Annotated in this window: 19 protein-coding genes and 1 tRNA gene; 11 read left to right on the forward strand and 9 right to left on the reverse strand. The window is 65.8% G+C overall.

Annotated features, from left to right (window positions below; translation table 11 throughout):
- Positions 1–197: 197 nt before the first annotated feature.
- The 6 genes from argS (at position 198) to HOY44_RS17985 (ending at position 6339) form a co-directional block, all read left to right on the forward strand.
- Positions 198–1916: an arginine--tRNA ligase gene (gene argS, locus HOY44_RS17960; protein WP_138424008.1), complete on the forward strand. Its 1719-nt coding sequence runs from the start codon at positions 198–200 to the stop codon at positions 1914–1916.
- Positions 1917–2049: 133 nt separating this feature from the next.
- Positions 2050–3621 carry an SPOR domain-containing protein gene (locus tag HOY44_RS17965; protein WP_287436620.1) on the forward strand — a complete coding sequence of 524 codons (1572 nt, stop codon included), beginning with the start codon at positions 2050–2052 and terminating at the stop codon, positions 3619–3621.
- A 4-nt stretch (positions 3622–3625) separates the two neighbouring features.
- Complete coding sequence (gene nagZ / locus HOY44_RS17970; RefSeq protein ID WP_287436622.1) at positions 3626–4630, forward strand: beta-N-acetylhexosaminidase; 1005 nt, start codon at positions 3626–3628, stop codon at positions 4628–4630.
- A gap of 10 nt (positions 4631–4640) precedes the next feature.
- Positions 4641–5432: a segregation and condensation protein A gene (locus tag HOY44_RS17975; RefSeq protein WP_008329240.1), complete on the forward strand. Its 792-nt coding sequence runs from the start codon at positions 4641–4643 to the stop codon at positions 5430–5432.
- Positions 5425–6075, forward strand: a complete 651-nt coding sequence (gene scpB, locus HOY44_RS17980) for an SMC-Scp complex subunit ScpB (protein WP_287436625.1) — start codon at positions 5425–5427, stop codon at positions 6073–6075. The genes HOY44_RS17975 and scpB overlap by 8 nt, the downstream gene beginning before the upstream one ends.
- Before the next feature lie 54 nt (positions 6076–6129).
- The gene (locus HOY44_RS17985; protein WP_008329238.1) at positions 6130–6339 is read left to right on the forward strand and encodes a hypothetical protein; all 210 of its coding nucleotides are present in this window, start codon (positions 6130–6132) and stop codon (positions 6337–6339) included.
- A gap of 115 nt (positions 6340–6454) precedes the next feature.
- Here the strand turns inward: HOY44_RS17985 and HOY44_RS17990 are convergent, their stop codons facing one another.
- The 8 genes from HOY44_RS17990 to HOY44_RS18025 form a co-directional block, all read right to left on the reverse strand.
- A complete protein-coding gene (locus HOY44_RS17990) occupies positions 6455–7549 on the reverse strand; it encodes a 2'-deoxycytidine 5'-triphosphate deaminase (RefSeq protein ID WP_287436628.1) in 1095 nt (364 codons plus the stop codon).
- A gap of 58 nt (positions 7550–7607) precedes the next feature.
- A tRNA-Pro gene (locus tag HOY44_RS17995) sits at positions 7608–7684 on the reverse strand.
- A 63-nt stretch (positions 7685–7747) separates the two neighbouring features.
- The gene (locus HOY44_RS18000; protein WP_287436630.1) at positions 7748–9148 is read right to left on the reverse strand and encodes a MerR family transcriptional regulator; all 1401 of its coding nucleotides are present in this window, start codon (positions 9146–9148) and stop codon (positions 7748–7750) included.
- Between the two features lie 35 nt (positions 9149–9183).
- Positions 9184–9486 (reverse strand): integration host factor subunit alpha, encoded by a 303-nt coding sequence (ihfA, locus tag HOY44_RS18005; protein ID WP_040885460.1) that lies wholly within the window; start codon positions 9484–9486, stop codon positions 9184–9186.
- A 106-nt stretch (positions 9487–9592) separates the two neighbouring features.
- Positions 9593–10567, reverse strand: a complete 975-nt coding sequence (locus HOY44_RS18010) for a beta-ketoacyl-ACP synthase III (protein ID WP_138424002.1) — start codon at positions 10565–10567, stop codon at positions 9593–9595.
- Positions 10564–11691, reverse strand: coding sequence for a phosphate acyltransferase PlsX (plsX, locus tag HOY44_RS18015; protein ID WP_287436633.1), 1128 nt, complete (start codon positions 11689–11691; stop codon positions 10564–10566). The genes HOY44_RS18010 and plsX overlap by 4 nt, the downstream gene beginning before the upstream one ends.
- 21 nt (positions 11692–11712) lie before the next feature.
- Positions 11713–11922: a 50S ribosomal protein L32 gene (gene rpmF, locus HOY44_RS18020; RefSeq protein WP_008329231.1), complete on the reverse strand. Its 210-nt coding sequence runs from the start codon at positions 11920–11922 to the stop codon at positions 11713–11715.
- A 273-nt stretch (positions 11923–12195) separates the two neighbouring features.
- Positions 12196–12717: a YceD family protein gene (locus tag HOY44_RS18025; protein WP_287436636.1), complete on the reverse strand. Its 522-nt coding sequence runs from the start codon at positions 12715–12717 to the stop codon at positions 12196–12198.
- A 129-nt stretch (positions 12718–12846) separates the two neighbouring features.
- Between HOY44_RS18025 and HOY44_RS18030 the strand changes: the two genes are divergently transcribed.
- Genes HOY44_RS18030 through HOY44_RS18040 form a run of 3 tightly spaced genes read left to right on the forward strand, consistent with a single transcriptional unit; the run spans position 12847 to position 15902 of the window.
- Positions 12847–13314, forward strand: a complete 468-nt coding sequence (locus HOY44_RS18030; protein ID WP_040884422.1) for an outer membrane protein assembly factor BamE — start codon at positions 12847–12849, stop codon at positions 13312–13314.
- A gap of 13 nt (positions 13315–13327) precedes the next feature.
- Entirely contained in the window at positions 13328–14056 is a 729-nt protein-coding gene (locus HOY44_RS18035) for a GNAT family N-acetyltransferase (protein ID WP_287436639.1), read from the forward strand.
- Between the two features lie 31 nt (positions 14057–14087).
- The gene (locus tag HOY44_RS18040; RefSeq protein WP_287436641.1) at positions 14088–15902 is read left to right on the forward strand and encodes an ABC-F family ATP-binding cassette domain-containing protein; all 1815 of its coding nucleotides are present in this window, start codon (positions 14088–14090) and stop codon (positions 15900–15902) included.
- A 94-nt stretch (positions 15903–15996) separates the two neighbouring features.
- Here HOY44_RS18040 and hemB read toward each other — a convergent pair whose 3' ends face one another.
- On the reverse strand, positions 15997–16995 hold the full coding sequence (gene hemB, locus HOY44_RS18045) for a porphobilinogen synthase (protein ID WP_287436643.1): 999 nt from the start codon (positions 16993–16995) through the stop codon (positions 15997–15999).
- Positions 16996–17076: 81 nt separating this feature from the next.
- Here hemB and HOY44_RS18050 point away from each other — a divergent pair, with 81 nt between their 5' ends.
- Positions 17077–17646, forward strand: a complete 570-nt coding sequence (locus HOY44_RS18050) for a hypothetical protein (RefSeq protein WP_008329215.1) — start codon at positions 17077–17079, stop codon at positions 17644–17646.
- Between the two features lie 50 nt (positions 17647–17696).
- Positions 17697–21158, forward strand: coding sequence for a transcription-repair coupling factor (gene mfd / locus HOY44_RS18055; protein WP_287436646.1), 3462 nt, complete (start codon positions 17697–17699; stop codon positions 21156–21158).
- Positions 21159–21163: the final 5 nt, after the last annotated feature.

Here is a 21163-nt window from a genome sequence, read left to right on the forward strand (position 1 = left end):
TTGCTGGGGAGGCGCTTGAGGGGGCGATCCGCCCCTCAAGGCGCCAGATCAAGGGTGATGCGAGTCGCCTGCGCCTCAAGGACAAGCGGCGGCAGGGCCGCCGTGCCTGCGGCATCCTTGACCCGCAGACGACTCGCGGGCGTTGACCTCTGCGCGGGGCGTGGTAGACCGCGCGGGGTTTCTCAGACAGGTGTGACATGAACCTTTTCGCCGATATCCGGTCTCTCGTGATTGCCTCGCTCGATGCGCTCGTGGCCGAGGGGGCGCTGCCCGCCGGGCTGGACTTTGCGAACGTCGCGGTCGAGCCGCCGCGCGATGCGGCGCATGGGGATATGGCGACCAATGCGGCGATGGTGCTGGCCAAGCCAGCAGGCGCCAAGCCGCGCGACATCGCCGACGCCCTGTCCGCCAAACTGGCCGCCGACGACCGGATCGCATCGGCCGACGTCGCGGGGCCGGGGTTTCTGAATCTGCGGCTCGAACCGGGCGTCTGGGCCGCATTGGTCGAGGGCGTTCTGGCCGATCCCGATTACGGCACGTCCGACATGGGGCAGGGGCAGAAGGTCAACGTCGAATATGTGTCCGCCAATCCGACCGGGCCGCTTCACGTCGGTCACACGCGCGGTGCGGTGTTCGGCGACGCGCTGGCGAGCCTTCTGGCCTATGCTGGCCATGACGTCACCCGCGAATACTACATCAACGACGGCGGCGCGCAGGTCGATGTGCTCGCGCGGTCGGTCTACCTGCGGTATCTGGAGGCGCACGGGCAGGAGGTCGCGTTCGAGGACGGCACCTATCCCGGCGACTACCTGATCGAGGTGGGCGAGGCGCTGAAGGCCAAGGTCGGCGACGCCTTCGTCGGCAAGGGCGAGCAGTTCTGGCTGGAAGACGTGCGCGATTTCGCGACCGATGCGATGCTCGACCTGATCCGGGCGGACCTGAAGGCGCTCGGCGTCGAGATGGACGTGTTCTTTTCGGAAAAGAGCCTTTACGGCACGGGCCGGATCGAGGCCGCGATCGAGGATCTCAGGGGCAAGGGCCTGATCTACAAAGGCACGCTGGAGCCGCCGAAGGGCAAGCTGCCCGAGGATTGGGAACCGCGCGAGCAGACCCTGTTCAAGTCGACCGACTACGGCGACGACGTGGACCGCCCGATCATGAAATCGGACGGGGCCTGGACCTATTTCGCGCCCGACATCGCCTATCACTACGACAAGGTGACGCGCGGCTTCGATCAGTTGATCGACGTGTTCGGGGCCGATCACGGCGGTTACGTCAAGCGGATGAAGGCCGCCGTCGCGGCGTTGTCGGACAACAAGGTGCCGCTCGACATCAAGCTCACGCAGCTCGTGAAGCTCTACAAGAACGGCGAGCCGTTCAAGATGTCCAAGAGGGCGGGAACCTTCGTGACGCTCCGCGACGTGGTGGACGAGGTCGGGCCGGACGTGACCCGGTTCATCATGCTGACCCGCAAGAACGACGCGCCGCTTGATTTCGATTTCGACAAGGCGCTGGAGCAGTCCAAGGACAACCCGGTGTTCTACGTGCAATACGCCAATGCGCGGGTCCATTCCGTGCTGCGCAAGGCCGCCGACATGGGGGTCGAGCCGGGCAAGCCGTCGTTGACCGACGAGGCCGAGATCAAGGTGGCGCAGAAATTGGCCGAGTGGCCGCGTCTGGTCGAGATCGCCGCGCGCACGCATGAGCCGCACCGGATCGCGTTCTACCTGTATGAACTGGCCAGTGAATTTCACGCACTCTGGAACAAGGGGAATGATCACCCGGAACTGCGTTTCCTTGCCGAGAGTGACTCCCAAGCAACAGCGGCGAAAATTGCCCTGCCGAAAGCCGTTTCCGTTGTGATTTCAGCGGGTCTTGGTATTCTTGGCGTGACGCCGCTCGAAGAAATGCGCTGACGAACAAGCGCCGCCGAGCGGTCAGGAAAAGCCCAGATCCCGGGTGAAAAACCCAGAAAAACAAGGGGCGGGCGAGGCACGAGACGAGGGGTGATCGGTCGGTAAGATCGGCGCTCCCGGAGTGAGGCAGGCAATGACGAACGCGAATTGGGGCGGTCCCCGCGCGGGACAATCCGGCTATCCGCAGCAGGGCCAACAGGGCCACTCTCATCACCCGCATGCGCAGGATCCGGCATGGCACGGCCAGCCGCCCGTGACGCGGCAGGAGCCACGGCTTCAGGCGCAGCGACCGGCGGCGCCGCAATCGGCGCCGATGCCTCAGCAGACCCAACAGCGGGTGGCGCAGCCCCAGCCACAGCCGCAGCGGTCGCCGCAGCCGACCATGCAGCGGCCCGCACAGCCGACGCAGCCCGCGCGCCAGCCTCAGCAGGCGCAGGCGGGGCAGGGCCGCGCGCCGCAACCGCAGATGCAGGCGCAACCACGCCAGCCGCAGCCCCGCCAGCCGCAACCTCAGCCTCAGCCGCGCCAGATGCAGACGCAGCCGCAGGTGCGTCGGCAGGCCCCGGCGCAGCCCGCGCCCCAGCCGCAGGCCCAACAGTACCGGGCGGCCCCCGAGCAATACCCCAATCCTTATCAGCAGGCGCAGGCCCAGCCGCAGCACGGCTATGCCGCCCCGCATGAGGCCTATGGTCAGCCGCACTACGATCCCGCGCCGCAGTATCACGAAGCCGCCTATTACGCCGCGCCCGACGAAGGCGTGGCCGATCGCGGGCGCGTGGCGGGGTTCATGAACGGCGTCGGCGCGATCCTGTCGATCGCGCTGGTGGGCGGTCTTGCCGTCTGGGGTTACCAGCTTGCCATGCGCGACGTGACCGAAGTGCCGGTGATCGCCGCGCTCGAGGGGCCGATGCGCATTCAGCCCGACAATCCCGGCGGCGAGGATGCCGAACATCAGGGTCTGGCCGTGAATAACGTCACCGCGGAAGGCGCGGCGGAAGGGCCTGCGCGTCAGCTCGTCCTCGCGCCGCCTGCCGAACGGCTCGAAGAGAACGATGCCCCTGCGGTGTCTTCGTCGACCATCGAGGCGACGCCGACCGCCGAAGCCGGCGACAGCCAGCCGAAGCTTGGGACCGAACCGCTGGATGCTGCGGTGTCCGCCGATGACGCGGAAGCCGCCGCACGTGCGATGGCCGAGCAGATCGCGGCCGGGTCCGCGCCCTTGTCGGGCGATGAGGCCGACCTTTCCATGACGCCCGAGGCCGAAGAGCGGGCGCTCGCCGCCGCGCGGTCGGGCGACATCGTGCAGCCGAGCGTGCCGGGCGTCGCCGCCTCGCCGCGCCCGCGTGCGCGCCCCACCGACCTTGTCACCCGTGCCGCTGCGAGCCCGTCGTCGGATGCGCTTCTGGCCGCCACGCGCGAGGCCACGCGGGAGGTCGCGCCGTCCGACATTCCGGCGGGCACGCGGCTCGTCCAGCTTGGCGCCTTCGACACCGAGGACGTGGCGCGCGCGGAGTGGGACACGCTGAACGGGCGCTTCGCGGAATACCTCGAAGGCAAGTCGCGCGTGATCGAACAGGCCCAATCGGGCGGCAAGACGTTCTACCGCCTGCGCGCCATGGGCTTCGACGACCTGTCGGAAGCGCGGCGCCTGTGCTCGGCCCTGACGGCCGCCAAAGCCTCCTGCATTCCCGTCGTGACGCGCTGATCCAATGGGGGCGGGTGCCTACATCCTCGGGTGTGAGGGCCCGCGTCTAACCCGTTGGGAACGCGACTTCTTTCGCGATGCGGACCCGTGGGGTTTCATCCTGTTCGCGCGCAATATCGAAGACCCGGAGCAGGTCGCGTGGCTGACCACCGAACTGCGCGAGGCGGTGGGCCGCGACGCCCCGATCTTCGTCGATCAGGAAGGGGGCCGCGTCGCCCGGATGCGACCGCCCCACTGGCGCGACTGGCTGCCACCGCTGGAGCAGGTGAAGCTGACCAAGCGCAAGGCCGCCGAGGCGATGTATCTGCGCTACCGGATTATCGCGCACGAACTGCGCGCCGTCGGGATCGACGGGAACTGCGCCCCGGTGCTGGACCTCGTGCGCCCCGACACGCATGAGATCCTCGCGAACCGCTGCTACGGCGATGACGTGGTGCGGGTCGCCGACATCGCGGGGGCTGCGGCCACGGGGTTGGTGGACGGCGGCGTTCTGCCGGTCATCAAGCACATTCCCGGTCATGGCCGCGCGACGGCGGACAGCCATCTGGAACTGCCGGTCGTGAAGACCAAGGAAAAGGCGCTGAACGTGTCGGATTTCCTCGCGTTTCAGTCCGTGGCGGGTCTGCCCATCGCGATGACGGCGCATGTGGTCTATGCCGATATCGACCCCGACGCGCCCGCCACCACGTCGCACAAGATGATTTCGATCATCCGCGACCGGATCAAGTTCGGCGGGCTGCTCATGTCCGACGACATTTCGATGAAGGCGCTTGCGGGCAGCTTCGCGGACAGGTGCCATGACGCGCTTCAGGCCGGGTGCGACCTGATCCTGCACTGCAACGGCGAGCGGGACGAGATGCAGGCCGTCGTGGCCGCCACCGGGCGACTGGCCGGGCAGGCCGCCGTGCGCGCCGAGACCGCGCTGACATGGCGCAAGGCCCCCGACGATATTGACATTGCGGCGCTGGACGCTGAGTTTCATAGCCTGATGACGCATCGGGCCGGGTAACCCCTTTTCAATGTCAGACGACGACGAGTTTCAGGCAGACGTCCTGTCGGTCTCCGAGAGGATGGCCGCAGAAGCCCTGATCGTGGACGTGGACGGGTTCGAGGGGCCGCTCGACCTTTTGCTGACACTGTCGCGCACGCAAAAGGTGGACCTGCGCAAGATTTCCGTGCTGGCGCTGGCCGAACAGTATCTGGCGTTCGTCGAAAAGGCCCGACATCTGCGCATCGAACTGGCGGCGGACTATCTGGTCATGGCCGCCTGGCTCGCCTTTCTCAAGTCGCGCCTGCTCTTGCCCCCCGACCCGACCGAAGAAGGACCGTCGGGCGAGGAACTGGCGGCGCATCTCGCCTTCCAGCTGGAACGCCTGCAAGCGATGCGCGACGTGTCGGCGCGGCTCATGGCACGGGACCAGAAGGGGCGCGACTTTTTCGTGCGTGGACAGGTCGAGGTGGTCGAGCGGCGAAAAACGATCAGCTACACCGCCACGCTTCTCGATCTCATGCAGGGCTATGCCCGCATCCGCACCCGCGACGAATTCCGGCCTTTCGTCATGGACCGCGAAAGCGTCATGACGATGGAGGAGGCGCTGGACCGGATGCGCCACCTGATCGGCTTCGCCGGCGAGTGGACCGACATCATGTCTTACATGCCCGAAGGCTGGGGCAACGATCCCGTGCGCCGCCGCTCGGCCACGGCTGCGAATTTCGCGGCCTCGCTGGAGCTTGCCAAGGCGGGCGCAATCGAAATCCGGCAGGGCGAGACGTTCTCGCCCATCCAGATCCGCAGGAAACCGAATGACTGAAGAACACGACGCGGTGGAGCAGGAGGAAAGCCTGTTCGAAGCCCCTCCGATGGGCGAGCAGGAGCGGATGGTCGAGGCGATCCTGTTCGCCAGCGCTGAACCCGTGACCGTGGCCGAACTGACCGCGCGGATGCCGCATGGCTCGGACCCCGCCGAGGCGCTGGTGCATCTGCGCAAGCGCTACGAGGGGCGCGGTGTGCGCATCGTGCGGGTGGGCGACGCTTGGGCGATCCGCACGGCGCCGGACCTTGGCTACCTTATGCAAAAGGAAACGGTTGAGACGCGCAAGCTGAGCCGCGCGGCGATCGAGACGCTGGCGATCATCGCCTATCACCAGCCGGTTACCCGCGCCGAGATCGAGGAAATCCGGGGCGTGTCGGTTAGCCGTGGCACCATCGACCAGTTGATCGAGATGGAGTGGATCCGCTTCGGCCGCCGCCGCATGTCGCCGGGCCGCCCGGTGACCTTCGTCGTGACGCAAGGCTTTCTGGATCATTTCGGGCTGGAAAGCGCGCGCGACCTTCCGGGCCTCAAGGAACTGCGCGCCGCCGGTCTTCTGGAAAGCCGCCCGCCACCCGCGATGGGTGGGGAGGAGGACGAAGACGAGGACGACGAGGGCCAGTCCGAGCTCTTCGAAGAGTGATTCCTTTTTTTGAACGGTTCTGTTAATCTGGCCAAAACAGGCAGAGGCAGGCCGATGAATATCGAACGAATGATCACGATGGTGGTGCGCATGGTCCTTGGGCGTCTCGTCCACAAGGGCGTGGATGCGGGCATCGACTATGCGGCACGGCGCGGCAAGCCGCAGGGTGAGATGACAGCCGAGGACCGTCAGCGCGCCAAAGCCGCGAACCAGACCGCGCGCCGGGCCAAGCAGGCGTCGAAACTGGTGCGACGCATCCGCTGATCTGAGCGTTTTAAAGCGGTGCGGGCGTGCGCCCGCGCAGGTTTTGCGCCGCCTCTGGAGGGCTAGCCCTCCAGACCTCCCAAAGTATTTCTCAAACAGAGAAGGGGACGCCGGGTCAGGCCTTCGGGGCGCGGAAGTGCTTGGAAAGCTTGAGGCCCTGGCCCTGATAGTTCGATTTCAGGTCGGCGCCGTAGAGGGTTTCCGGAGTTTCCGACATCTTTTCATAGACTAGGCGGCCCACGACCTGACCGTGTTCGAGGACGAAGGGCGCTTCGTGGCAGCGCACCTCGAGCACGCCGCGCGACCCGCTACCGCCGGCCGTGACATGGCCGAAGCCCGGGTCGAAGAAGCCTGCGTAATGCACGCGGAATTCACCGACCATGGCGAGGTAGGGGGCCATTTCGGCGGCGCAGTCGGGTGGGATCGTCACGGCTTCGCGGCTGACGAGGATGTAGAAGGCGCCGGGGTCGAGGATGATGCGGCCCTCGGTTGTGTGAATCGGCTCCCAGAATTCGGCCGGGTCGTAATGGCCGATCTTGTCGAGGTCGATAACGCCGGTATGGGGTTTGGCGCGGTAACCGACGAGGTCGCCTTGCGCGGGCCTCAGGTCGACCGAAAAGCCGAGGCCGTTGTCGATGACCGGGGCCACGTCGACGAGCGGATCGGCGGCGTGACGGGCGCGCAGGTCGGCGTCGGACAGAACGGCCTGACCCTGACGAAAGCGAATCTGGTTGAGGCGCATGCCGGGGCGCACGAGGACCGAGAAGGAGCGGGGACAGATCTCGGCATAGAGCGGGCCGGTGTAGCCCGTCCCGATGCGGTCGAACTCGACCCCGCCGTCGGTGATCGTGCGGGTCAGAAGGTCGAGACGCCCGGTGGAGCTTTTGGCGTTGGCGACCGCCTGAATACCGTCCGGCAGGGCGAGGCGCTCCATCAGCGGGACGACGTAGACCGCGCCCTTTTCCAGCACCGCGCCGTTCGTCAGGTCGATGCGGTGCATTTCGAACTCGTCCAGACGGTCGGCCACCGTGCGCCCTTCGCCCGCAAGGAAAGACGCGCGCACGCGGTAGGCCACTGTGCCGAGCCGCAGGTCGAGCGAGGCGGGCTGGATCTGTTCGGGGATGATCGCGGGATCGGCGGCGAGCGTGCCTGCGTCGATCATCTGGCGCAGCGCCTGCGAGGGCAAGACACCCGTTCCGGTCATCGTCATCTTCCATCCCCCGAATACACGAACGCCCGCCCCTTGCGAGGGCGGGCGGTTCGGTGATTGGTCGGGCTAGCAGGACTTGAACCTGCGACCTTCCGTCCCCCAGACGGACGCGCTACCAGACTGCGCCATAGCCCGACGTGGGGTGCTACATACCAGTTTTCGCAGGCTGGGCAAGACCGGATTGGCATTCGGTTTCGCTTATCGCAACGTGCCGTCCGACGGGTCGCTTCCAAGCGTTTTCAGCCGGTCCGACAGCGCGCTGAGATGGGCGGGCGGCAAGGTGAGGCCGCGGGCCCGCAAACGCCTGAGCCGCGGGCCGACGGGCGCGATATCCGGGGGCAACGTGCCGTCCGCCGGATCGTCGTCGATATCGGGCATCACCAGAACCGGCGCGTAGTCGGAATAACCCGCATCCACGGGGATGTCGGTGTCCTCGGACCATGTCGGCGCGGGGTCGGATGGGGTGTCGTCGGCCTCTGCCGCGACATCGCGTGCCGGGTTGTCCCCGGTCGGATCCGCCGCGGTGGGCACGGCTGCGGGGTCTTCCATGTCCGAATAGGTCGGCGCGTCAGGCGCGAGGTCGTCGTCGTCAAGCGGTGCCGCTTCCACCTCATGCGCATGTTCCTCGGGCTCGGGGTCGGCGCGGGAGATATGCGGGTCTTCGGTGTGGGGCAGCGTGTCCTCGGTCGGGGCCACGATGTCGCTGTCGTCCGCGCCGGAGACTTCGACCGCCGGGTTCCATGCGGGCGTGTCCTCTTCGGCCTCGTCCGGCGTATCGGACGCGGGCGTGACGGGTTCGTCGGAGGACAGCGCCCAAGGGTCGTCGTCGCCGGGCAATGCGCCGGAGGTGACCATTTCGACCTGCGGCGCGTCGTCCTCTTCGCCCATGGCCGCGTCGGCGGTTTCATCCTCGGCCCAGTCGTCTTCCTGCGTGGTCTCGTCGACCAGCGCGTCGTCGTTCACCGCGTCGACGGGCTGCGCAGTTTCCAGCGGGTCGGCGAACAGGTTGGCGTCTGCGGAGTCGTCTTCTGTTTCGTCTTCGGGCTGGGGTTCGTCGGCTTGCGCGATCACCTCGTCGGACAGGGTCGGCGCATCGGTTTCCACCTCGGCCGGTCCGGCGTCTTCGTCGGTTCCGAAGCTCACGGGCCGGTCTTCTTCGGGGTCGACGGGCGTGACGGCGCCGTCTTCCATCGCTTCGTCGACGGGCAGGGTGCCTTCGTCCTCGGCCACGACCTCCGCATCCTCGACATCCGCTTCATTGGCGCGGCTGCGGGCCGAAAGCGAGACCACGTTGCTCGCCCCGTCGCCCTCGGCGTCCAGATCGAGCGCGGGCGACATGGCGGCGACGTGTTTCACGCCCTCTTCGCGCAGGAGCTTCTGCACGCCGCGGATCGTCATGCCGTCTTCGTGGAGGAGTTTGCGGATACCGCCGAGCAGTTCCATGTCGCTAGGGCGATAGTAGCGCCGCCCGCCCGCGCGTTTCACCGGTTTGACCTGTGTGAAGCGGCTTTCCCAGAACCTCAGGACGTGGGTGGGGACGCCGAGCCACTCGGCCACCTCGCTGATCGTGCGGAAGGCGTCAGGTGACTTCTGTTCCATGTCGATGCCCGTTCATTGACTGCTCTTGGTCGGGCTCAGCTCTTGTTACCGGCTGCGACCCGTTCTTTCATGATCTGGGACGGACGGAAGGTCAGGACACGGCGCGGCGAGATCGGAACCTCTTGCCCGGTCTTGGGATTGCGCCCCACGCGGGCCGCCTTGTCGCGCACCGAAAAGGTGCCGAACGACGAGATCTTGACCGTCTCCCCCTTCACGAGGGCGTCCGAAACATGGCCCAGCACGCTTTCGACAAGCTGGGCACTTTCGTTGCGCGACAGGCCCACTTCGCGAAACACGGCTTCGCTCAGGTCCATGCGCGTCAGCGTCTTTTCACTCATACCGTCCCCCGAGATGGTTTCGGGCAGCATGGGGCGGTTCGATTTTCAAGTCAAGATCAATGGCTTGGCAGAAGGGTTTCACGCCGATATGGCACGAAAGCGCCGATTACCAGCGCAGAACGACGGCGCCCCAGGCAAGACCGCCACCGATGGCCTCGGTCACGACCACGTCGTTTTCGCGGATCTGGCCGCGTTTCTTGCCCTCGTAGAGTGCAAGCGGGATCGAGGCGGCCGAGGTGTTGCCGTGGTCCTGAACCGTCACCACCACATTGTCCATGCTCATGTCGAGCTTCTTGGCCGTGCCCTGAATGATCCGGATGTTGGCCTGATGCGGCACGATCCAGTCGACATCGGCATGGGTGAACCCGGCCTTGCCCAAGGCCGCATCGGCGGTCGCGGCGAGCTTTTCAACGGCCTGACGGAACAGGGGGTTGCCCTGCATCCGCAGTTTGCCCGCCGTCCCGGTGGTCGAGACGCCACCATCGACATACAGCATTTCGCGGTAACGTCCGTCGGAGTTCAGGTCCGAGGACAGGATGCCCCGGTCGGTGTTCTCGCCCGTGCCGGTCGCGGCTTCGATCAGCAGGGCGCCGGCCCCGTCGCCGAAGAGAACGCAGGTCGAGCGGTCTTCCATGTCGAGGATGCGCGAAAAGGTTTCCGCCCCGATCACAAGAACGCATTTGGACTGGCCGGATACGATCAGCGCATTGGCGTTGGCCAGCGCGAAGACGAACCCGGCGCAGACCGCCTGAACGTCGAAGGCGAAGCCCTTGGTCATGCCGAGGCCCGCCTGAACCATCGTGGCGCAGGAGGGGAATGTCAGGTCGGGGGTCGAGGTCGCGACGATCACCGTGTCGACCTGATCGACGCCCATGCCCGCGTCGCGCAGCGCCTCTTTGGCGGCGGCGATGGCCATCTGGGACGTGGTTTCGCCCTCAGCTGCGAAGTGGCGCCGTTCGATGCCGCTTCGCGACCGAATCCAGTCGTCCGACGTGTCGATCCGTTCTTCGAACCAGCTATTCGGGACGATCCGTTCGGGCAGGTAATGCCCGACTCCGCGGACCACAGCGCGTGTTGTCATTCTTCTGCGCTCGCCTTCTTCTCGATCAACGCTGGCGCATCTTGGGTGTCTCCGGGGGTATATGCAACCCGTGCCGCAAGCTTCTCGTTGAACCCCGACTGCGCGAGGTCGAAGGCGAGCTTGATTGCGGCGGAAAAGCTGGTGGCGTCAGCCGAACCGTGGCTTTTGACCACCGTCCCGTTCAGGCCGAGGAACACGCCGCCGTTCGACCGGCGCGGGTCCATCCGCTTTTTCAGACGGCGCAGCGACGTGGTGGCGAGCAATGCTGCGATGCGGGACAGGGGCGTGGCGAGGAACGCGTCTTTCAGCGCCTCGTTCACCATCTTGGCGGTGCCTTCGCCGGTCTTCAGCGCCACGTTGCCGGTGAATCCGTCGGTCACGATCACGTCCACGCGGTCGGACAGCAGATCGCCCCCTTCGACGAATCCGATGTAGTCGAAATTCGCCACCGGGGCCGCGTCTGTGATGAGGTCGGCGGCGGCCTTGATCTCGGCCCGGCCCTTGTGCTCTTCGGTCCCGACATTGAGCAGGCCGACACGCGGGCGCTGGATGCCGTGGCCGTTGCGGGCATAGGACGCGCCCATCAGGGCGTATTGCAGCAGGTCCATCTCGTCGGCGCGGATGTCGGCACCGCCGTCGAGCATGATGTTGAAGCCGATGGGGTTGCGCGAGGGCCAGAACACCGCGATCGCGGGGCGCGACACACCCGGCAGCTTGCGCAGGCGCATCATCGACAGGGCCATGAGCGCGCCGGTGTTGCCGCAGGACACGCAGACCTCGGCCTCGCCGTTCTTCACGCTGTCGATGGCGGACCACATCGAGGTGTTCTTGCCGGTGCGCAGAATCTGCGTCGGCTTGTCGGTCATCGTCACCACGCCTTCGGCATGGCGCACCTCGCAGATGCCCTTGAGTTCCGGGCGCTTGGCCACGAGCGGCTCGACCTCATCCTTGTCGCCGTGCAGGATGAACCCGATGTGCTTGTTCTTGCGCGCAGATTTACCGAGACCGGCGACAACAGCCGCCGGCCCGCGGTCGCCGCCCATCGCGTCGACCGAAATGATAATGCGTTGCAGCCCCTGTGCGGAGGCCGACGTCCGGGAACCGGGGTCCGTCGTTTCCGTCATGGGGCAGGCCTCGTGTCAGGCTTACGCCGCGTCTTCGTCGTCGAAGTCCACCTCGTCGGCCATCGCGACCACTTCACGGTCGGCGTAATGGCCGCAGGACGGGCACACGTGGTGCGGACGCTTCAGCTCGCCACAGGACGGGCATTCGTTGGGGTTGTCAGCCACGAGCGAGTCGTGCGAGCGGCGCATGTTGCGGCGCGACTTGGTGACTTTGTTCTGAGGGACAGCCATGTCTCAACCTCGATGTTTGCGGGGGCTTCGGTGTCGTTGCCCTGTTTCGTCAGGGGCCGAAGCCCGTTGTTCCAGTCTCATCTTTCGCGAGTCTGACCGCCTCTTACGCGCTTAAACGCACGGTTCCAACCCATCTTTTGAAAGAGGGCCGGAACATACTGCGATTCTCCTGTTTTGCAAGGGTTTTCGCGGGGGCCGGCTGCGCCTCGGACAAACCGGAGATATGCATGGGGCGCACGAGTTTCAAACGCGGGTGCAAAGACCTGCGAAACCTTAGTCGTCGCCGCCCTCTCCGGTCAGCTTGTCGCGCAGGGCCGCAAGCCCGGCGAAGGGCTTTGCATCCTCGTCGGTCATCGCCTCTTTCCCCGGTTCGGTGAAGACCTGCTCGCCGATCTCTTCCTCGTCGCCGCGCGGATAGTCTGGCAGGGCAAGGGCGAGCGCCTCGGCCAGCACCGTGCCCATGTCGATCTCGGTGCCGAGCGGTTCCCGATCCACGTCCTCGGGCGTTTCGCTTTCATCGGCGGTCGTCGGCTCGAGCCCCGCGATCCATGTCCGCTCGACATCTTCCTCGATCCGGGTCGTGACGGGGTCGAGGGATATGACGCTCATCTGGTCCACCGTGGCACCGATGTGACCCGTGAAGCGCCAGTCGCGTTTGGACAGCGGTTTCAGCGTTCCGGTGAACCGGACCTTGCGCAGATCGTCGATTCCCAACTCGTCCGCCAGAGCCTTCAACTGCCGCTCATTCAGGCTCACTTCGATCTCACGCGGGCGGGATTTGTCCAAATCTGCCACGCGAAGGACCGGTCCATACTCTATCTTGCCGTCAGATGCCGTCATTTGCCTTTTCGTTCCTTGAACGCCGCGCAATCATTCAATATGAACTTGGTGCAAGAGAATAAGCGGCAAGGCAAGGGGGGCAGTATGACCGCGACCGGTACGAAGGCGGGGATCCTGCGCCTTATGGCTGCCCTGGCCATCACTGTGGCCGTTTCGGCCTGCACCCCGATCTATTCCAACCATGGGTATCTTCCGACCGATCAGGACGTGGAAGAGATCATGGTCGGCCTCGACACGCGCGAAACAGTGGCGGCCATCGTCGGCAAGCCGGGGGCGGCGGGTCTGCTCACCGAAGAGGCATGGTATTACGTCCAGTCCCGGTTCGAGCAGGTCGGCTACCGCGAGAAGGAAGAGATCGACCGCGAGGTTCTGCGCATCACTTTCACGGAGGCGGGCGTCGTCGAGAACATCGAACGCTTCGGGCTGGAAGAGGGCAACGTCGTCGTGCTGTCGCGCCGTGTGACCACGTCGAACACCCGCGGCATCGGCTTCCTGCGGCAGCTTCTGGGCAACATCGGCAAGATCAACCTCGACGATATCGTCGGCGGCTGACGGGGCCCGCGTCATGGGCGCGATCCTGTCCCGTGCGGGTCTCACGGTCCGGCTGGCGGAGAACGAGTCTGAGGTCGCCGAGGCGCAACACCTGCGCCAGCGCGCCTTTCGCGGCGGTGCCACGGACGCGCGCGACATCGACCCGTTCGACGCGGATTGCGACCATGTGCTCGTGAAGCGCGACGGGGTGCTCGTCGCGACCTATCGCTTCCAGAGTTTCGCGGATGGCACGGCGGCCCGGTCGGGCTATTCGGGCCAGTTCTACGACCTTGCGGGCCTCGCCACCATCGACGGCCCGATGATCGAGATGGGGCGATTCTGCCTTGCGCCCGAGGAACACGATCCCGACGTCGTGCGCATCGCATGGGCCGCCATGACCCGGATCGTGGACGGGGCCTCGGCCGCGCTCCTGTTCGGGTGTTCGTCGTTTCACGGCAATGACCCCGCACCCTACGCCGACGCGCTCGGCCTGCTGCGCGCCCGGCACCTTGCGCCCGCGCATCTGAACCTCGCCGCGCAAGCGGGCGAGACGGTCGCCTTGCCCCACGGCACATGGGACGCGGGGCGGGCGCAACGTCAGATGCCGCCCTTGCTCAGAACCTATCTCATCATGGGGGGATGGGTGTCGGACCATCTGGTCGTCGACCGCGCCATGAACACGCTGCACGTTTTCACGGGCGTCGAGATCGCCAAGGTGCCGCCGGGCCGGGCGCGGGCCCTTCGGCTGCTGGCGGGCGATTGACGAGGGCACGGGCCGGGACTAGGTGAGCGGCATGGCACGCGCACCGCTTCTTCAACTCAACGACATCTCGCTGACCTTCGGCGGCGATCCCGTCTTTCACGACCTTTCGCTGGTGGTCCAGCCCGGCGACCGGGTGGCCCTCGTCGGCCGCAACGGGTCGGGAAAATCCACGCTGATGAAGGTCATGGCCGGGATGGTCGAACCCGATCACGGCGAACGCATCCTGCCGCCGGGGATCAGCGTGGGCTATATGGAGCAGCACCCGGATATGTCGGCCTTCGCCACGCTGGGCGACTTCGCCGCGAGCGGGCTGGACGCGGGAGAGGACTACCGGGTCGAGCGTGTGGCCGAGGGGCTGAAATTCAACCCGGACGTGGCCGTGGCGACCGCATCGGGCGGGGAACGTCGCCGCGCGGCCTTGGCCAAGTTGTTGGCCGAGGCGCCGGAGCTGATGCTTCTGGACGAGCCGACCAACCACCTCGACATTCAGGCGATCCAGTGGCTCGAAGACGAGCTTTCGACGACCCGCGCAGGCTTCGTCCTGATCTCGCACGACCGGGCGTTCCTGAACGCGCTGACCCGCGCGACGCTGTGGATCGACCGGGGGCAGGTCCGGCGGCAGGAGGAAGGGTTCGCCAAGTTCGAAACCTGGCGCGACAAGGTCTGGGAAGACGAGGACATGCAGCGCCACAAGCTCGACCGCAAGATCAAGGCCGAAGCGCGTTGGGCGGTCGAAGGCATCTCGGCCCGGCGCAAGCGCAACATGGGCCGGGTGCGCGCGCTTGGCGATCTCAGGGCCGAGCGGGCCGCACAGATCAAGCGGCAGGGCGCTGCGGCGATGGAGTTGCAGGCGGGGCCGAAATCGGGCCGTAAGGTGATCGATGCGAAAGGTATTTCAAAGGCTTACGACGGAAAGGTGATCCTCAGGGATTTCTCGATCCTCGTGAACCGGGGCGACCGCGTGGCCTTGGTCGGCCCGAACGGCGTGGGCAAGACCACGCTTCTAAAAATGTTGATCGGGGAAGAAGCGCCCGACAGCGGTACGGTGACGCTTGGGACGGGCATCGAGATGGCCGTGTTCGATCAGAACCGCGCCACTTTGGACGACGACGCGAGCCTATGGGAAAACCTTGCGGGCGATCCCGAAATGCGCGTCTCGGGCAAGGCCGATCAGATCCTCGTGCGCGGGCAACCCAAGCACGTGGTCGGTTATCTGAAGGAGTTCCTGTTCGACGAACGGCAGGCGCGTGCGCCCGTGCGCTCGCTGTCGGGGGGTGAGAAGGCGCGGCTGATCCTCGCCCGGATCATGGCGAAGACGTCGAACGTGCTGGTGCTGGACGAACCGACCAACGATCTGGACGTCGAGACGCTGGACCTGCTTCAGGAACTCATCATGGACTACGACGGCACCGTGCTTCTCGTCAGTCACGACCGTGACTTCCTCGACCGGACGGTGTCGACCACCATCGCGATGGAGGGCGACGGGCGGGCCACGGTCTATGCGGGCGGCTGGTCGGATTACCTGTCGCAGCGGACCGAGGCTGCGGCGGCCCCGGTCGAGAAGGCCAAACCCGCGGCCAAACCGGCCGAGCCGAAGCCCGTGGCCAAGCCGCAGAAGGCCGGGTTGTCCTTTACCGAAAAGCACCGTCTGGAGGCGCTCCCGGCGGAGTTGGAGCGTCTGGAGGCCGAGATCGGCAAGCTCGAAGGGCTGTTGTCGGACCCGGATTTGTTCACGCGCGAGCCGATCAAGTTCAAGAAGGCGACCGAGGCGCTGGTGGAGCGGCAGGAAAAGCTGGCGGCGTCCGAAGAAGAATGGCTGGCGCTGGCGGAAAAGGCCGAAGCGTAGCCGCCACAAGCCGCCTGTGGCGGCTCCGGAGGGCGCTGCCCTCCAGACCTCCCGAAGTATTTGTGAAACAGAGAAGGGGGCGCGGGGTGCGCGCCTAGCCGTTCAGGAGCTTCGCGGCTTCGGGGGCGAAGTAGGTGAGAATGCCGTCGCAGCCCGCGCGTTTGAAGCTTGAGAGGCTTTCCATCATCACCTTTTCGCCGTCGAGCCAGCCGTTCTGGATGGCCGCCTGCAACATCGCGTATTCGCCCGACACCTGATAGGCGTAGGTCGGCACGCCGAAGCTGTCTTTCACCCGGCGGCAGACGTCGAGGTAAGGCATTCCCGGTTTCACCATGACCATGTCCGCGCCCTCCATCAGGTCGCGTTCGACGAGGCGCAGCGCCTCGTCCGAATTGCCGGGGTCCATCTGGTAGGTCTTCTTGTCGCCTTTCAGCGCGCCGGACGCGCCGACCGCATCGCGGAAGGGGCCGTAGAAGGCCGAGGCATATTTGGCCGAATAGGACATGATCGAGACGTTCTGATGCCCCTCGGCCTCGAGCGCCACGCGCATCGCGCCGATGCGCCCGTCCATCATGTCGGAGGGGCCGAGGATGTCTGCGCCCGCCTCGGCCTGCGCCAGCGCCATTTTCACCAGCGCCTCGACCGTGCGGTCGTTCACAATTTCGCCGTTCGTGACGAAGCCGTCGTGGCCGTTGATGTTGTAGGGGTCGAGCGCGATGTCGGTCATGATCGCGATGTCGGGCACCGCGTCTTTGATCGCGCGGGTGGTGCGGTTGGACAGGTTGTCTGTATCCCACGCGCCCGCGCAATCCTCGGTCTTCACGGTCTGCTCGATATAGGGGAACAGGCAGATCGCCGGGATGCCCAGATCATGCGCCTCGCGCGCGGCCTTGACCACGAGGTCGGTCGTCATCCGTTTCACGCCGGGCATGGAGGGAATGTCGTAGGTCGCGTTCTCGCCCTCCATCAGGAACACGGGCCAGATCAGGTCGTCCACCGTCAGCGTCGTCTCGCGCACAAGCGCGCGCAGGGCGGGCGAGCGGCGGTTGCGGCGCAGGCGGGTGGTCGGGAAGGGGGCGGTTGTGCGTGTCATGTCTGCATCCTTCTGGGTTCGCTTTCCTTGCCACGGCAAAACCCGGCCCTCAAGGGGTGGCGCCGCGCGGATCACGCGCGTATGGTCGCGCAAAACAACCGCCAAGACGGGACAGGCAGCACGGTGGACTGGTATTCAGCCGTTTTCGAGCTCATCGACATGAGGAGCTTTTCCAACCTCTGGTACTGGATCGCACTGGCGGCCGTCTGGTCCCAGACCTCGCGTTACGTGCTGGGCGTGCCTTACGACATGATCCAGCGGGCCGGGCGTCATGGCGGCGAGGCCGAGATCGACCTCGAAGACATGGTGCGCATCAACTGCAACCGGCTTTTGTATGTGGCGGGGGTGTCCGGCCTCTGGATCGTCGGCTTCGGGGCGATGCTGATGACCGGGCTGGCCATGCTGGGGTTCTACTATGACGTGGAATTCGCGCAGGCGGTGTTCCTGCTCGGCGCGCCGATGATCGTGGTGGGGGCGCTGTCGGTGAATTCGGCGCGCGTCATTCGCGACACCGCCCTGTCTGGCCAGCCGCTGCGCAAGTTCATGCATCGCCACCGGATCATGACGCAGTTCGTCGGCATGATCGCGATCTTCGTGACCGCGCTTTGGGGCATGTATCAGAACATGACCTACGGCGCCTTGGGGCAGTAGCCGCCAATCGGGCATTGACACCGCTGCCGGGCGGTTTACCTCCCACCCACATGGCCAGCCGGGATCACATCACGCTATCGGGCGCGCCCGAGGGATTCGACGCCCTCCTTGTATCCAGAGAACTGGAAAAGACCGGCGGCCCCGTGGTGCATGTCGCCCGCGACGACAAACGGCTGGCGGCGATGCAGGCGGCGCTGGGGTTCTTCGCACCGGATGTCACGGTGCTGACCTTTCCGGGTTGGGATTGCCTGCCGTTCGACCGGGTGTCGCCCAATGCCGACGTGTCCGCCGCACGCATGGCGACGCTGGCGGCGCTGGCCCACGGGATGCCGGGTCCATTCATTCTGCTCACCACCTTGAATGCCGCCACGCAGCGCGTTCCGGCGCGCGAGGTTTTGACGGAAGCGAGCTGGTCGGCCACCGTCGACAGCCGGATCGACGTGGACGGGCTGCGCGCGTTTCTGGTGCGCATGGGCTTCGCGCAGGCCCCGACGGTGACCGAGCCGGGCGATTTCGCGGTGCGTGGCGGGATCATCGACATCTTCCCGCCGGGCGAGGCGGGTCCGGTGCGGCTCGACCTCTTTGGGGATGTGCTGGACGGCGCGAGGCGGTTCGATCCGGTCAGCCAGATGACGACCGAGACGCTGTCGGCCATCGAACTGGCGCCGGTGTCCGAGATCATCATGGACGAGGCCGCGATCGCGCGGTTTCGGCAGAACTACCGCGTGGAATTCGGTGCGGGCGGATCGGACGACCCGCTTTACGAGGCGGTGAGCGCGGGACGCAAGCATTCGGGGATGGAGCACTGGCTGCCCTTCTTCCACGAAAAGCTCGAAACCCTGTTCGACTATCTGCCGGGGGCGAGCGTGATGCTCGACGATCAGACCGGCCCCGCCCGCATCGCGCGGTGGGAAGGGATCGCGGACCAGTACGACACGCGCCGCGCCGCGATGCGCGACAAGAACCGCTTGGACACGGTCTATAAGCCGTGCCCGCCGGACCTGCTTTATCTGGACGAGGACGCATGGACCGCGGCCTTGGCCCAGATGCGCGCCATTCAATTGACCGAACTGCCGCGCCAGACCGGGCCGGGGGTCGTGGACGGCGGCGGGCGGATCGGCCGGAATTTCGCGCCGGAACGGCAGCAGGAAAAGATCAATCTGTTCGAAGTGCTGGCCGCCCATATCCGGGCGCGGCGGGACGAGGGGCCGGTTGTCGTCGCTTCCTATTCCGAAGGCGCGCGCGAACGTCTCGGCGGGCTTCTATCGGACGAGGATCTGACGGCGCAGACCGAGATCACCGATTTCCGCGACGTGGCGGCGGGAAAGGGCGGGCTCTACCTCGCCGTGTGGCCGCTGGAGCATGGGTTCGAAGCGCCGGGCCTGACGGTCATATCCGAGCAGGACGTTTTGGGCGACCGCCTGATCCGTGCGCCCAAGCGCAAGCGGCGGGCCGAGAACTTCCTGACCGAGCATCAAAGCCTCAGTCCCGGCGAGTTGATCGTTCACGTCGATCATGGCGTCGGCATCTATCGCGGGCTCGAGACGATTACGGCGCTTGGCGCGCCGCATGACTGCGTGCTTCTGGAATACGCGGGCGGGGATCGGCTGTATCTACCGGTCGAGAACATCGAGCTTCTGTCGAAATACGGGCATGAACAGGGGCTTCTCGACAAGCTGGGCGGTGGCGCGTGGCAGGCCAAGAAGGCGCGGCTGAAAGAGCGTATTCGCGAGGTTGCCGACAAGCTGATCCGGCTTGCCGCCGAACGGAGCCTGCGCAAGGCCCCGGTGATGGAGGCCCCGCATCACGCGTGGGAGGAATTTGCGGCGCGCTTCCCCTATACCGAGACGGACGATCAGCTTTCGGCCATCGCGGACGTGATCGAGGATATGTCGGCAGGCAGCCCGATGGATCGCCTGATCTGCGGCGACGTGGGCTTCGGCAAGACCGAGGTGGCGATGCGCGCGGCCTTCGTCGCGGCGCTGAGTGGCAAACAGGTCGCGGTGATCGCGCCGACAACTCTGCTTGCCCGCCAGCACTACAAGAGTTTCGCGGAACGCTTCCGGGGCTTTCCCATTCAGGTGAGCCAACTCAGCCGTTTCGTGAGCCAAGGCGAGGCGAACCGCACCCGCGAAGGGATGAAGGACGGGACCGTCGATATCGTCGTCGGCACCCATGCGCTGCTGGCCAAAGGCACCCGGTTCAAAGACCTCGGCCTGTTGGTCATCGACGAGGAACAGCGCTTCGGCGTGAGCCACAAGGAACGGCTGAAGGAGTTGCGCTCGGACGTGCATGTGCTGACCCTGTCCGCCACGCCGATCCCGCGCACGCTTCAGATGAGCCTGACCGGCGTGCGCGACCTGTCGATCATCGGCACGCCGCCAGTCGACCGTCTATCGATCCGCACCTACGTTTCCGAATTCGATACCGTGACGATCCGCGAGGCGCTCTTGCGCGAACACTATCGGGGCGGGCAGAGCTTCGTCGTGGTCCCGCGCGTGAAAGACCTGCGTGAGATCGAAGAGTTTCTGAAAACGCAGGTGCCGGAAGTGTCCTTCGTCACCGCCAACGGCCAGATGGCGGCGGGCGAACTCGATGACCGGATGAACGCCTTTTACGACGGCAAGTTCGACGTGCTGGTCGCCACGACCATCGTTGAAAGCGGCCTCGACATCCCGACCGCGAACACGATGGTCGTCTGGCGGGCCGATATGTTCGGTCTGGCCCAGCTTTACCAGATCCGGGGCAGGGTGGGCCGCTCCAAGACCCGCGCCTATTGCTATCTCACCACCAAGCCGCGCGTGCCGCTGACACCGGGGGCGGAAAAGCGGCTCAAGGTGCTGGGTTCGCTCGACAGCCTTGGCGCGGGCTTCGCGCTGGCGAGCCAAGACCTCGACATTCGCGGGGCGGGCAACCTATTGGGCGAAGAGCAGTCCGGCAACATGAACGAGGTCGGCTACGAGCTTTACCAGCACATGCTGGAGGAGGCGATCGCCAAGATCCGCTCGGGCGAACTCGAAGGCCTCACGGAATACGAGGAAACCTGGGCGCCGCAGATCAACCTTGGCGTGCCCGTCATGATTCCCGAGGACTACGTGCCGGATCTGGACGTGCGGCTGGGCCTTTACCGCCGCCTGTCGGACCTGACCACCAAGGTCGAGCTCGAAGGTTTCGCCGCCGAATTGATCGACCGCTTCGGGAAGCTCCCGAAAGAGGTGAACACGCTGCTTCTGATCGTGCGCATCAAAGCGATGTGCAAACGGGCCGGAATCGCGCGGCTGGATGGTGGGCCGAAGGGCGCGACGATCCAGTTCCACAACGACAAGTTCGCTTCGCCCACGGGGCTGGTCGAGTTCATGCAGGCGCAGAATGGGCTGGCCAAGGTCAAGGACAACAAGATCATCGTGCGGCGCGACTGGAAGAAGGACTCGGACAAGATCAAAGGCGCTTTCGCCATCGCGCGCGATCTGGCCGAAAAGGTCGTGGCCGAGAAGAAAAAGGCGAAAGCCTGAACAAC

It is taken from the genome of Maritimibacter sp. (assembly GCF_016774595.1).
Lineage (GTDB): Bacteria > Pseudomonadota > Alphaproteobacteria > Rhodobacterales > Rhodobacteraceae > Maritimibacter > Maritimibacter alkaliphilus.